This is a genomic window from Streptomyces sp. NPDC029138, assembly GCF_055564375.1.
Genome location: NZ_JBVHWM010000088.1, coordinates 1 through 13,600 on the forward strand (window position 1 = coordinate 1; position 13,600 = coordinate 13,600).

The 13,600-nt window shown below is 72.7% G+C and carries 8 protein-coding genes; 2 read left to right on the forward strand and 6 right to left on the reverse strand.

Annotation, left to right across the window (positions count from 1 at the left end; translation table 11 throughout):
* Window positions 1-908 (reverse strand): maltotransferase domain-containing protein (locus tag ACZ4WH_RS39705; protein WP_468190166.1); only part of this gene is annotated, 908 nt, incomplete at its 3' end.
* Window positions 909-1,241: 333 nt separating this feature from the next.
* Between ACZ4WH_RS39705 and ACZ4WH_RS39710 the strand changes: the two genes are divergently transcribed.
* Entirely contained in the window at window positions 1,242-3,860 is a 2,619-nt protein-coding gene (locus ACZ4WH_RS39710; RefSeq protein WP_468190168.1) for a glycosyltransferase family 1 protein, read from the forward strand.
* Between the two features lie 52 nt (window positions 3,861-3,912).
* Here ACZ4WH_RS39710 and ACZ4WH_RS39715 read toward each other — a convergent pair whose 3' ends face one another.
* From ACZ4WH_RS39715 to ACZ4WH_RS39735, 5 genes are all read right to left on the reverse strand, one after another.
* Window positions 3,913-4,434, reverse strand: coding sequence for a DUF1990 domain-containing protein (locus ACZ4WH_RS39715; RefSeq protein WP_468190170.1), 522 nt, complete (start codon window positions 4,432-4,434; stop codon window positions 3,913-3,915).
* 71 nt (window positions 4,435-4,505) lie between these two features.
* Window positions 4,506-6,146 (reverse strand): M4 family metallopeptidase, encoded by a 1,641-nt coding sequence (locus tag ACZ4WH_RS39720; RefSeq protein ID WP_468190172.1) that lies wholly within the window; start codon window positions 6,144-6,146, stop codon window positions 4,506-4,508.
* A gap of 252 nt (window positions 6,147-6,398) precedes the next feature.
* The gene (locus tag ACZ4WH_RS39725) at window positions 6,399-8,447 is read right to left on the reverse strand and encodes a M4 family metallopeptidase (RefSeq protein WP_468190174.1); all 2,049 of its coding nucleotides are present in this window, start codon (window positions 8,445-8,447) and stop codon (window positions 6,399-6,401) included.
* A 315-nt stretch (window positions 8,448-8,762) separates the two neighbouring features.
* Window positions 8,763-10,526, reverse strand: a complete 1,764-nt coding sequence (locus ACZ4WH_RS39730; RefSeq protein WP_468190176.1) for an ABC transporter ATP-binding protein — start codon at window positions 10,524-10,526, stop codon at window positions 8,763-8,765.
* The gene (locus ACZ4WH_RS39735) at window positions 10,513-12,297 is read right to left on the reverse strand and encodes an ABC transporter ATP-binding protein (RefSeq protein ID WP_468190178.1); all 1,785 of its coding nucleotides are present in this window, start codon (window positions 12,295-12,297) and stop codon (window positions 10,513-10,515) included. Before ACZ4WH_RS39735 ends, ACZ4WH_RS39730 begins: the two co-directional genes overlap by 14 nt.
* A 295-nt stretch (window positions 12,298-12,592) precedes the next feature.
* Here ACZ4WH_RS39735 and ACZ4WH_RS39740 point away from each other — a divergent pair, with 295 nt between their 5' ends.
* A complete protein-coding gene (locus ACZ4WH_RS39740) occupies window positions 12,593-13,579 on the forward strand; it encodes a hypothetical protein (protein ID WP_468190179.1) in 987 nt (328 codons plus the stop codon).
* Window positions 13,580-13,600 lie beyond the last annotated feature (21 nt).

The window sequence follows — 13,600 nt, forward strand, 5'->3', positions numbered from 1 at the left end:
AGCGTGTTGTTGCGGCCCTTGCGGAACGTCGTGCCGATGGGGTGGATGGGCGGCAGGTAGACGACGTCGAAGCCCATCTCCGCGATCGGCTTCAGCCTGCGCGCGGCCGTACGGAACGTGCCGTGCGGCTGCTCCTTGGTGCCCTCCGAGCGGGGAAAGAACTCGTACCACGAACCGTACAGCGCGCGTTCGCGCTCCACCAGCAACGGCATCGCATCGGACTCGGTGACCAGCTCCCGCAGCGGATACCGGGCCAGGACCGACTCCACCTCCGGGGACAGCGCCGCCGCCAGCCGCCAGGCGGCCGGGCGGTTCTCGTCCCGCAGGGCCGCCACCGCGTCCAGGACGACCTGCCGCCGGTCCTCCGGGACCCCGTCGGCCGCACGCTCGTACAACTGCGCGCCCTCGGTCAGGACCAGATCGGTGTCGATGCCCGCCGGGATCTTGATCCGGGCGTGGTGCCGCCAGGTGGCGAGCGGGTCCGACCAGGCCTCCACCGTGTAGGTCCAGTGGCCGGGTTCGCCCGCGGTGACGGTGGCGCCCCAGCGGTCGGTGCCCGGGGCGAGTTCCCGCATCGGCGTCCAGGGGCCGGGCCGGCCCGCCGGGTCCCGCAGCACCACGTTCGCCGCGACGGCGTCGTGGCCCTCCCGGAACACGGTGGCGGACACCTCGAAGGACTCCCCGGTCACGGCCTTGGCGGGCCGGCGGCCGCGCTGGACCACGGGACGTACGTCGAGGACGGGGATACGGCCCATGGTGGTGGCCGCGTCCGGGGAGGACCGTTCCCCGGCGGTGGACGGACCGGCGGCGCCGGCCGGTGCCATGCCTTTCCTGCCCGTCGTCTTCTTTCCTGGTGCCTTGGCCTTGCTGCTTGTCGGGGGTGCTGACGAGTGGTGCGTGGCGGGCATGACCGCTCCTGTCCGCTTCAACGAGGGTGTGGGCGGATGGATATGGGGAGGTGGGTCCTGCGGAGGTGCTGTGGTGTGCCTGTGGGGTGTGTGTACCGGAGGAGCCTTCCCACCCGGTTCGGGTGGGCAATCCGGCACTTTGTTAACTACTCACGCGTACGTCCACGCACAAGACCGGCCCCTTTTTCCGAGTGCCCGGTGACCGGGTCTTGACGCCCCCCGACACCCCCGACGGGTACGTCCCCACCGACCGCGCGGTAACCACTACCGTCGAAGACGACGACGAGACGTACAACGCCGTGCGTCTCATCCCGCGACGCGTCGAGGTGGCATGTGAAGGCGATCCGCCGGTTCACCGTCCGTCCCGTTCTCCCCGACCCCCTCCGGCCGCTGAGCGACCTGGCACGTAACCTGCGCTGGTCCTGGCACGCCGAAACGCGCGACCTGTTCCAGTCCGTCTGCCCCGAGGCCTGGGCCGGTGCCGGCGGCGACCCGGTACGGCTGCTGGGCAGCGTGCGGCCGGCCCGGCTGGCCGAGCTGGCCGGGGACCGGCGGTTCCTGCGCCGCCTCACCGCCGCCGCCGACGACCTCGACGACTATCTGACCGGTGACCGCTGGTACCAGGAACAGGCCGACGGCCTGCCCGCCGCCGTCGCCTACTTCTCGCCCGAGTTCGGCATCACGGCCGCGCTCCCGCAGTACTCCGGCGGCCTCGGCATCCTCGCCGGGGACCATCTGAAGGCGGCCAGCGACCTCGGGGTGCCGCTGATCGGGGTCGGGCTGCTGTACCGGCACGGATACTTCCGGCAGACCCTCTCCCGGGACGGCTGGCAGCAGGAGCACTATCCGGTGCTCGACCCCAACGAACTGCCGCTCACCCAGCTGAAGGAGGCCGACGGCACCCCGGCACAGGTCTCCCTCGCGCTGCCCGGCGGCAAGGAACTGCGCGCCCGGATCTGGCTGGCGCAGGTGGGCCGGGTGCCGCTGCTGCTGCTCGACTCGGACGTGGAGGAGAACGACTTCGGCGAACGCGGGGTGACCGACCGGCTCTACGGCGGCGGCAGCGAGCACCGGCTGCTCCAGGAGATGCTGCTCGGCATAGGAGGTGTGCGGGCCGTACGGACGTACTGCCGGCTCACCGGGCACCCCGAGCCCGAGGTGTTCCACACCAACGAGGGGCACGCCGGCTTCCTCGGCCTGGAGCGGATCGCCGAACTGTGCGCGGGCGGGCTGGACTTCGACTCGGCGCTGGAGGCCGTGCGGGGCGGGACCGTGTTCACCACGCACACCCCGGTCCCGGCCGGCATCGACCGCTTCGACCGGGAGCTGGTCGGCCGGCACTTCGGCCCGGACGCCGAACTGCCCGGCATCGACGTGCAGCGGATTCTGGCCCTGGGCATGGAGACCTACCCGGGCGGCGAGCCCAACCTGTTCAACATGGCCGTGATGGGGCTGCGGCTGGCCCAGCGGGCCAACGGGGTGTCGCTGCTGCACGGGCAGGTCAGCCGGAACATGCTCGCCGGGCTGTGGCCGGGATTCGACGCCGAGGAGGTGCCGATCACCTCCGTGACCAACGGGGTGCACGCGCCGACCTGGGTGGCGCCGGAGGTGCTGCGGTTCGGCGCCCGGCAGATCGGCGCCCAGCGGACCGAGGACGCGCTGAGCGTCGGCGGCTCAGAGCGCTGGGACTCGGTCGCGGACATCCCGGACCAGGAGATCTTCGAGCTGCGCCGCAGCCTGCGCGAGCAGCTGGTGCTGGAGGTGCGGGAGCGGCTGCGGGCCTCCTGGCGGCAACGCGGGGCGGGGAACGCCGAGTTGGGCTGGATCGACGGGGTCCTGGACCCGGACGTCCTGACGATCGGCTTCGCGCGCCGCGTCCCGTCGTACAAACGGCTGACGCTGATGCTCCGCGACCGCGACCGCCTGATGGAGCTGCTGCTGCACCCGGAGCGCCCGATCCAGATCGTCGTCGCGGGCAAGGCGCACCCGGCGGACGACGGCGGCAAGCGCCTGGTGCAGGAGCTGGTCCGCTTCACCGACGACCCACGGGTCCGCCACCGGATCGTCTTCCTCCCCGACTACGGCATGGCGATGGCGCAGAAGCTCTACCCGGGCTGTGACGTCTGGCTGAACAACCCGCTGCGCCCCCTGGAGGCCTGCGGCACCTCCGGCATGAAGGCGGCGCTGAACGGCTGCCTCAACCTCTCGGTGCTGGACGGCTGGTGGGACGAGTGGTTCCAGCCGGACTTCGGCTGGGCGATCCCCACCGCGGACGGCGCCGGCACCGACCCCGACCGCCGGGACGACATCGAGGCGGCCGCTCTCTACGACCTGCTGGAGCAACGGATCACCCCCCGCTTCTACGAGCGCGGGCGGGGCGGGCTGCCCGACCGCTGGATCGAGATGGTCCGCCAGACCCTCTCCCTGCTCGGCCCCAAGGTGCTGGCCGGCCGCATGGTCCGCGAGTACGTCGACCGGCTCTACACCCCCGCCGCGCGGGCGCACCGCGCGCTGACCCCGGACACCGCCCGGGACCTCGCCGAGTGGAAGACGCGGGTGCGGGCCGCCTGGCCGGGGGTGAGCGTCGACCACGTCGAGACGACGGCGACGACGGCCACGGCGGAACTGGGCAGCACCGTGGGCCTGCGGGTCCGGGTGGCGCTGGGCGAGCTGACCCCGGACGACGTGGAGGTGCAGGCGGTGTCCGGGCGGGTGGACGCGGAGGACCGCATCACGGACGCCACGGTGGTCCCCCTGAAGCCGGCCGGCACCCCCGACCTGGAGGGCCGCCTCGTGTACGAGGGCCCCCTCTCCCTGGACCGCACCGGCCCCTACGGCTACACGGTCCGCATCCTCCCCACCCACCCCCTCCTGGCCTCGTCCGCGGAACTGGGCCTGCTGGCGGTGCCGTCGGAGGATGTGGTGGAGGGGGCGGGGATGGTGTTGCGGTGACCTGAGGGGCGGGGCCGGCGCAGTGGCCCGGCAGCGGCGGGTGGTGGCTCGGTCAGGCTTCCGGCAAGCCCCCGCACAGCCTTCGCAGCACCGTCCCGCACCGTCGGGCGTACGCGTGCTGCAAGCCCCGGGTCGCCGGGCCGGCCGCGCGGGCGTACCACTTGGCGGCCTTGCTGAAGGCCGCCACCGTCAGCCAGACCGTGCCGTCACCGGTGCGGTCGACCACGAAGGCCTCCTCGCCGCACTCGGGGTGGCCTTCGAGGGTGCCGTAGGCCCAGCCGGCCCGGCGGTGTTCCTCGGCCGTCCAGATGATGCGGCAGGGGGCCCTGATGACGCCGGCCAGGGTGACGGTGACGTCGACGCCGGGGGCGGCGCGGTCGGCGGTGGCGTCGATGCCGACGCCCAGCTCGCGGTGCATCTCCCAGGTCAGGACCGCCTCGGCGGCTCGCTGGAACACCTCCTGGCCTTCGCCGAGGCGGCTGCGGACCAGCAGGGGGTGGAAGCCGGGCGGGCAGAAGGTGAGATCGTCGCGGGTCGCACCGACCGGCTCGTAGGTGAAGGGCGCCGAGGACATGGGTCACAAGGGTAGGGCGGCACCCGGAAGAACCGCTTCCCGGGTGCCGCCCCCTTACGAGCCGGCGGTGACTAGCTGACGTTGACGGCCGTCCAGGCCGCCGCGACCGCCTTGTACTCGGTGCTGGTGGAGCCGTACAGCGCGGACGCCGCGTTCAGGGTCGCCGTGCGGGCGGCCTTGTAGTTGGTCGTCGACGTCATGTACGTGGTCAGCGCCTTGTACCAGATCTGGAGCGCCTTGGCGCGGCCGATGCCGGTGACCGCGGCGCCGTTGTAGGTCGGCGAGTTGTAGGTCACGCCGTTGATCGTCTTCGAACCGCTGCCCTCCGCCAGGAGGTAGAAGAAGTGGTTCGCGACGCCGGACGAGTAGTGCACGTCCTTGGTGCCGACGGACGAGGACCAGTAGTCGGCCGAGCCGCCGTCCTTGCTGGGCTTGTCCATGTAGCGCAGCGGGGTGCCGTCGCCGTTGATGTTGATCTTCTCGCCGATGAGGTAGTCACCGGGGTCGGACGCGTTGTTCGCGGAGAACTCCACGCCCGTGCCGAAGATGTCGCTGGTGGCCTCGTTCAGGCCGCCGGACTCACCGCTGTAGTTCAGGCCGGCGGTGTTGGAGGTGACGCCGTGGCTCATCTCGTGCCCGGCGACGTCGAGCGAGGTCAGCGGGTGGGTGTTGCCGCTGCCGTCGCCGTAGGTCATGCAGAAGCAGCTGTCGTCCCAGAACGCGTTCACGTAGGAGTTGCCGTAGTGCACGCGGGAGTAGGCGGCCTTGCCGTCGTTCTTGATGCCGCTGCGGCCGAAGGTGGACTTGTAGAAGTCCCAGGTCGCCTGCGCGCCGTAGGCGGCGTCGGCGGCGGCCGTCTGGTCCGTGGACGAGCTGGAGGCGGTGCCGGTGCCCCACACGTCGTCCGCGTCGGTGAACAGCGTGCCGGTGCCGGAGGTCCTGTGCGCGAGGTTGTACGTCTTGTGGCCGCCGCGCGTGGTGTCGTACAGCTGGTACGTCGAGCCCGACAGGGTCGTGTTGAGGGTGACCGTGCCGGAGTACAGGCTCTTGCCGGTGCCGGTCTCGATGCCCTGGTACTCGTAGAGCTTCTTGCCGGTGGCCGCGTCGGTGATGACGTGCAGCTGGTTCGGGGTGCCGTCGTCCTGGAGGCCGCCGACGACCGTCTCGTAGGCGAGGACGGGCTTGCCGGAGCCGGCCCAGATCACCTTGCGGGCGCCGTCCGCGGTGGCCTTGGCGGAGCCCAGCGTCCTGGCGGCGGACACCGCCTGCTTCTCGGCCTTGGCGGCGGTGATCTGCGGCTTGAGCGAGGCCACCTTGAGGGCCGACTTGGCCGCCTTGGTGACGCCCTCGGTCTTGCCCGACTTGGCCGTGTGGACGATCAGGTCGCCGCCGAGCACCGGCAGGCCCGCGTAGGTGCGCTCGTAGCGGGTGTGGACGGTGCCGTCGACGTCCTTGACGACGTCCTTGACGACCAGCTTCTCCTGGGCGCCGAGGCCTATTCGGCGCGCGGTGCCGGCCGCGTCGGCCTGGGCCTGCTGGATCAGGGTGGTGCGCGCAGCGGCGGACAGCGCGGTCGGGGCGGCGGCGAGGGGCTTGGCCGCGGTCTGGGCGGTGGCACTGGTGGTGACACCGGTGGCGAGCAGGGCTCCGGCGGCGACAGCGGTGGCGATGGCCAGAGTGGTGCGCTTGTGACGCGCGTAGAGGGGGCTCACGCAAGCTCCTTCTCGTGGGGGAGTCCGGGCAGTGTGGGGTTACTGGCCGGAGTGTGTGGCGTTGTGAAGCTGCTGTGCTGCTGCGGCGGGTGGAGAGAGAGTGACATCAAGGGCGCGTACATGCCAGGCCCCTGACGTGATGTTGGCCAAAAGTCAACTGTCCGAGAAACATTGCAGGCAGATGAACCGGGTGCTGTCCGAGGGTGCTCGACCCCCGGACAGCCCCGTGATCCCGGGCCCGTGGCGCGCGGTTTACGGGAAGGTCAGCTTCCAGCCGTTGAGCGTTCCGGTGTCGTAGGTGGCCTGATCCTGCACCCGCAACTTCCAGGTGCCGTTGGCCGATTCGGCCGAGGCGTTGACCGTGTACGTCTCGTTCACATCGTCCGCCGAGTCCGAGGAGCTGAAGTTCTTCAGCCGGTAGGCCGTGCCCGACGGGCCGACGAGGTCGATCACCAGGTCACCGCGCCAGGTATGGGTGATGTCGACGCTCACCTGGAGGTTGCTCGGCGCGTTCCCGCTGCGGCCGGAGACGGTGATGCCGGACGTCACGGCGGCGCCGTTGTCCGGCACCGACACCGGCGTGGTGCTCTCGTACGACGTACCGCCGCCGCCCCCGCCACCGGAGCGCGCGCCGACCCCGACGCCCGCCCAGGCGTCCTGCACCGCCTTGTACTCGGCGCTGGTGGTGCCGTACAGCTCGCCGGCCGCCGCGAGGGTGCCGGTGCGGGCGCCCGCGTAGTTGGTGGTGGACGTCCACTTGGTGGTCAGGGCCCGGTACCAGATCTGGAGCGCCTTGTCCCGGCCGACGCCGGTGACCGGAAGCCCGTCCGCCGTCGGCGAGTCGTAGCTGACGCCGTTGATCACCTTGGCGCCGCTGCCCTCGCTGAGCAGGTAGAAGAAGTGGTTCGCGGGTCCGGACGAGTAGTGCACGTCGATCCCGCCGATGCCCGAGTACCAGCTGTCCTTGGACGCGCCGTCCTTGCTGGGTTTGTCCATGTAGCGCAGCGGGGTGCCGTTGCCGTTGATGTCGATCTTCTCGCCGATGAGGTAGTCGCCGACATCGGTGGAGTTGTTGGCGTAGAACTCCACGCCGGTGCCCATGATGTCGCTGGTCGCCTCGTTCAGACCGCCGGACTCCCCGCTGTAGTTGAGGTCCGCGGTGTTGGAGGTGACGCCGTGGCTCATCTCGTGGCCGGCGACGTCGATCGCGGTCAGCGGCTTGGCGTTGCCGGAGCCGTCGCCGTACGTCATGCAGAAGCAGCTGTCGTCCCAGAACGCGTTCACGTACGCGTTGCCGTAGTGCACGCGGGAGTAGGCGCCGACACCGTCGTTCTTGATGCCGCTGCGGCCGAACGCGCTCTTGTAGAAGTCCCAGGTGACCGCCGCGCCGTAGTGGGCGTCCGCGCCCGCGGTGGCCGCGTTCGACGTGGTCCCGTTGCCCCAGGTGTCGCTGGTCTGCGAGAACAGGGTGCCGGTGCCGGAGGTGCCCCGGTTCAGGTTGTACGTCTTGTGGCCCCCGCGCGCCCCGTCGGTCAGCGTGTACGACGAGCCCGACTGGGTCGTGGTCAGCGTGACCTGCCCGCTGTACTGGGTGTTGCCGATGCCGTTCTTGACGCCCTGGTACTCGTAGAGCTTCTTGCCGGTGGCCGCGTCGGTGATGACGTGCAGCTGGTTCGGGGTGCCGTCGTCCTGGAGGCCGCCGACGACCGTCTCGTAGGCCAGCACGGGCTTGCCGCTCGCCGCCCAGATCACCTTGCGGACGCTGTCCGCGCCGGGCTTCGTCCCGCCGAGCGCCTTCGCCCGCTGTACGGCCTGCTTCTCGGCGGCGGCCTTCGTCACGGCCGGGGTGAGACCGGCGACCTTCAGCGTGGCGTTGGTCGCCCGGATCACGTCCATGGTCCTGCCCGACCCGGCGGTGGTCACCACCAGGTCGCCGCCGAGCACCGGCAGGCCCCCGTACGTGCGCTCGTAGCGGGTGTGCAGCGCGCCGTCGGCGTCCTTGACGACGTCCTTGACGACCAGCTTCTCCTGGGTGCCCAGGCCGATCTGCCGGGCGGTGGCTGCGGTGCCGGCGTCGGCGTGGCGTATCAGCTCGGCGCGCTGCGCGGGCGTGAGCTTGACCGCCGCGTGGGCCGGGTCCACCTTGCCGGCCGTCGCCGGGGCGGCGGTGGCCGCGCCGGACTGGACGGCGGCGGCGATCAGGGCGGCGACACCGGCGAGGGCGACGGTGGCGGTGCGGCGGTGCGCGGTGGGGCGGTGCGGGGTGTGGGAGGTGCGTCCGCGAGAGGAATTGCTTCTCAACACTGACTCCTTCTGCGTGACCGCGGGTCGCGCGGCCGGGGAGACCGGACGGTGGGTTGGGGCGTCCGGGCAGAACAGGGCGCTGCGAAAGCCACGTGCAGGTGCGGAGCCGGCTCACACAGACGCGCAGAAACTGTGGGGTTGCTGTGAGTCGGCCAGGGAAGAGTGGCAGGAGATCTCGCCACCTGTCAGGAGCGCGTCACAAAGTTGGCCGGAAACGGTTCGTTGACCGGATGTTCATGTTCGATATACGGACTGTTGGTCGGCGGATCTCACCCGGGGCGGTGGCGGATCATCGCTCGGGGCGGTGGCGGGTCACCGCTCCGGCGCCCGCCCGTGCCATGTCCGCCACAGCGCCGCGTACGCCCCGCCGGCCGCCACCAGCTCCTCGTGCGTGCCCAGTTCGGTCAGCCGGCCGCCCTCCATGACGGCCACCCGGTCCGCGTCGTGGGCGGTGTGCAGGCGGTGGGCGATGGCGATGACCGTACGGCCCTGAAGCACCGCGGCGAGGGCGCGTTCGGTGTGCCGGGCCGTGGCCGGGTCCAGCAGGGCCGTCGCCTCGTCGAGGATCAGCGTGTGCGGATCGGCCAGGACCACGCGCGCGAGGGCGAGTTGCTGGGCCTGCGAACCATCCGTCGGCCGGCCGCCCTCGCCAAGCCGGGTGTCGAGCCCGTCCGGCAGACCGCGCACCCAGTCGTCGGCGCCCACGGCCGCGAGCGCCGCCCACAACTCGGCGTCGCCCGCGGCGGGTTCGGCGATGAGCAGGTTGTCACGCACGGTCCCCAGGAAGACATGGTGCTCCTGGGTGACCAGCACCACCTGCCGGCGCAGCAGTTCCGGCGCCAGCTCGGCCACCGGCACCCCGCCCACCGTCACCGTGCCGGAACCGGGCCGGTCGATGCCCGCGAGCAGCCGGCTCAGGGTCGTCTTCCCGGCGCCGGACGGCCCCACCACGGCGAGCCGCTCCCCGGGCCGTACGGTCAGGTCCACCCCGCCCAGCACCTCGCCGCCGCGCTCGTACGCGTACCGCACCCCGCGCACCTCGATCCGGTCGTCCACCGGCACCGGGGACGCGCCCTCGCTCTTCCCCCGGGGCGCCTGCGCCAGCCCCTCCACGCGCGCGAACGAGGCTCCGCTGCTCTGGAGTTGCTCCACCCGTACCAGGATCTGGTCCAGCGGCTCGGTGAACTGCCGCAGGTACAGCGCCGCCGCCACCACCGCGCCCACCCCGGCCATCCCCCGGGCGTGCAGCCAGCCGCCGAGCAGCAGCACACCGACCACGGGGACGGTGTACGTCACCTCGACCGCCGGGAAGAACACCGACCGCAGGCGCAGGGTGTACAGGCGGGTACGGCGGGACACGTCCAGGGCGTCCCGGCTCGCCGCGATCCGCCGCTCCCGCAGCCGGAACGCCTCCACGGTCCGCGCGCCGGCCGCCGTCGCCGCGACGATCTCCGCGACCTGCGACGTCGCCGCGCCCTCGGCGAGATAGCCGTCCCGGGCGCGCCGCAGATACCAGCGCAGCGCCAGCCAGATCGGGGTGAGCCCGAGCAGGCCGAACACCCCCAGCAGGGGGTCGAGCACGAACACCGCGCCCAGCACGAAGAGCGCCTGCACGCTGTTGACCAGCAGTTCCGGGCCGACGTCCCGCAGTGTCGTGCCGACGGTCGCCACGTCCGCCGTGCCCCGCGCGGTCAGATCACCGGTACCGGCCCGCTCGACCACGGACGCGGGCAGCGCCAGGACCCGTTCGACGTACTCCTCGCGGACCCGGGCCAGCGTGCGCTCCCCGAACCGGTGCCCGACGTACCGCGCCCAGCGGGCCAGCAGGGTCTGCGCCAGCGCGCACACCACGATCCAGGACGCCAGCCGGTCCACCGCGCCGACCCCGTGCCCGTCCCGCACCTCGTCGACGATCCGGCCCACCAGCCAGGGCCCGGCCAGACCCGCCGCGGCGGCCAGCGCGTTGAGCCCCAGCGCACCGGCGAAGGCCCACCGGTCGACCGACATCAGCCGCAGCGCGGCCCGCCGCACGGCCACCCGGCCGGCGACGGGCAGCAGGGCGTCACCGGAGGTCATCGGGGGACTCCTTCACGAGTGGGGTCGTCGTGCCTGTCATGTCCGTTGCCTCCATCGCGCCTGCCATGTCCCCGTCCCCCTCGCCGTCCCGCGCGACCAGCGCCCGGTATGCCGGTTCCCGGGCCAGCAGACAGCGGTGCGGGCCGGTCGCCGAGACCTTGCCGTCGGTCAGGAACACCACCGTGTCCGCCCGGGCCAGGACCAGCGGGGACGTCGTGGTGACCAGCGTGGTCCGGCCCTCCCGTGCCGCCCGGAGCCGGTCGGCGACCGTCGCCTCCGTGTGGGCGTCCAGAGCCGAGGTCGGCTCCACGGCGAGCAGCACCTCGGGAGCCGCCAGCAGTGCCCGGGCCAGGCGCACGCGCTGCCGTTGGCCGCCCGAGAGGCTGCGGCCCTGCCCGGCCACCGCCGAGTCCAGGCCGTCCGGCAGGCCCCGGACGATGTCCTCGGCCGCCGCCGCGAACACCGCACGGCGCAGTGCCGCCTCGTCGGCCGGGTGCGCGGCGGCCAGCACCTCCCGGAGCGGCCCGGCGAACAGGTCCGCCTCGTTGTCCGCGACCAGGACACGCCCCCGTACGTCCGTCAGCGGGACCGCGTCGAGCCGTACCCCGCCCCAGGTGGCATCGGTGGGCCCGTACCGGCCGAGCCGGTCGACCACGGCGGCGGCCTCGGCGGGCCGGGCGGCGGCCAGCGCGGTCAGCCGGCCCGGCACCACCCGCACACCGGACGCCGGGTCGTGCAGCTCGGCCGGTCCGGCGGGCGCAGGCAGGGTCCCGGCGTCCGGTTCCGGTTCCAGCCGCAGCAGCCGTACGACCCGGCGCGCGGCCACCACGCCCCGGTTGAGGTCGTAGGCCATCTGCACGAAGAACGCGACCGGTCCGACGAGCACCGCCACATAGCCGTAGACCGCGATCAACTCGCCCACGGACATGGAGCCTTGGGCGGTGAGCCGGGCCGCCAGCCAGGTCACCACGGCGAGGAACAGGGTCGGCAGGCCCACCCCCAGCGCCTGCACCCAGCTGGCCACCGCGCCCACCCGGTAGCCCTGCGCCCGCAGCCGCTGCGAGTCGTTCCGGAACGCGTCCGCGAACAGCCCTTTGCCGCCCAGCCCGTTGAGGACGCGCAGCCCGCCCGCGAGGTCGCCGATGCGGGCGGCGAGCACCCCCTGAAGCTCCCGGTACTCGCTCTCCGCGCCCTGGAGCCGCAGCGCCGGCGGACCAGTGAGCAGCGCGATCACCGGCACCCCGAGCAGCACCACCGCGGCCAGCGGCGCGGAGATCGCCAGCAGCAGCCCGGCCACCACCCCGTAGACCACGATCGAGCCGACCCCGGGCCCGACCACGGTCAGCGCCTGCGCCAGGGTCTGTACGTCCCCGACCCCGATGGTGACGACCTCCCCGGCCCCGGCCCGGCGCGGCAGCGCGGCCCCCAGTCGCACCACATGCCCCAGGGCCACCTTGACCGTACGGAAGTTGGCGTCCATCCGCACCCGCGTCATCGTCCGGTGCCGCAGGATGCTCAGCCAGGCGTTCAGCGACCCGACGACGAACATCACCCCGGTCCACCCGGCGAGCACCCCGAGCCGCCCCGGCAGCAGCCCGTCGTCCACGGCCCGCGCCATCAGATACGGCTGAGCGGCCAGCAGCACCATCCAGGCACTGCCCAGCAGCGCCCCGGCCGCCGAGCGTCCCGGCTGACACCGCACCAGCCACCACAGATACCGCCAGCCGCCACGGGTGTCGGGCGTCCCCGGATCCTCGTACGCGTCGATCATCCATCCCCCGCTCCGCCCGGCCGCCCCCCCCGGCGCGCCCGGCCGCGCGGGCCTGACAGCGAACCTCGAACCTGTCGAGGCCGGGGAGGACGGCTCCATCGAACAACGCACAACACCCCGCCGTCACCGGTGACGACGGCCCGGCACGCGGTCGGGCAGGGACCCCGATAGCACTGTGGCCGCGTCCGTGTTGGGTGGTCGGCCATTTTCCCCGAGGTGCCCTGTCCGGCGGAATACGGTGACCCGACCGGGGACGCCCAGGGCCGGCGCCCTCGTGGTCCAGACAGGAGTGCGCATGACGAGTGACCCGGCGTCCGCCGCCCCGCTGCCCCGCTCGCCCGGCGGAGCCCGGCTGATGACCGCGCGGGAGGTGGACGAGGCGCTCTCCGCCATGGCCCGTGCCTCGGCCGCACTGCTCCACGAATGCGCGGACGCACAGCGGCGCAGGGATGAGCTGAACGAGCTGAACGAGGCGGAGATCGAGCAGTGCGCCGGGCCGCCGAGCGACCCCTACGACGCCGAGTCCCTGCTGTTGTCGATGCGTCTGCGACTCGCCATCGACCACGCGAAGCGGTACGAGGCGGCCGCGCGCGAGTTCGTCTGCTGGTGGGCGGACGCGGCGCTGACGGCCTGGGAGTCCGCCGTCCTCGGGACGCCCCTGACGCACGCGCGGTGGGGAGCGGTCGCCCCGAACACCCTGATGTCCGCGCAGGAGCTCGCCCTTCTTCCCCGGGCGGACGAACAGGCACCCCGACTGGTGGAGCTGGCCGCGTTCCTCGGTTCCGCCCCGCCCGGCCCGGACACCCAGCCGGACAGCGACCCGGCGGCACTGGCCGCGGAGCTGGCCGCCCGCTGCGGACTGCGCGTCCGGCGGAACGCGGCCGGGGAGGTCACGGTGGTCGACGGCGACGAACCGGAGGAACGGCGCCGCCGCCTCTTCGGGGACCACTGGATCGAGCACCGCGTCCCCGCGCTGCCCGGTTCCGAGCGGCTGGACCTGCTCCTGGCCCGGACGCCGGACACGGTGGCGGAACGCCTGCGCGGCGCCCTCACGGCAGTCGGGCAGGCGGTCGCGGCCGGAGCGCGCATGACCCGGCTGGAGGAGAACGACGGTCCCTGGACTCCGGCGGAGATGGCCGAGTACGACCGGCTCGCGGACCGGTGGGGCGCGCTGACCGCCGTCCTGGCCGATTTCGCGCGGGCGCTCACCGACGGGCTGCCCGGGACGCGTGCGCGCGATCCGCGCACCGACGTCACCGGCACCCACGCGGACGCGTCCTAGGACCAAAGCCGGAGGGGGGTC

Excerpts from the sequence above, each read along its gene's own strand:
- ACZ4WH_RS39715 (WP_468190170.1), bottom strand. The coding sequence starts at position 4,434 with ATGTCCTCGGCGCCCTTCACCTACGAGCCGGTCGGTGCGACCCGCGAC.
- ACZ4WH_RS39730 (WP_468190176.1), bottom strand. The coding sequence starts at position 10,526 with ATGACCTCCGGTGACGCCCTGCTGCCCGTCGCCGGCCGGGTGGCCGTG.
- ACZ4WH_RS39735 (WP_468190178.1), bottom strand. The coding sequence starts at position 12,297 with ATGATCGACGCGTACGAGGATCCGGGGACGCCCGACACCCGTGGCGGC.
- ACZ4WH_RS39740 (WP_468190179.1), top strand. The coding sequence starts at position 12,593 with ATGACGAGTGACCCGGCGTCCGCCGCCCCGCTGCCCCGCTCGCCCGGC.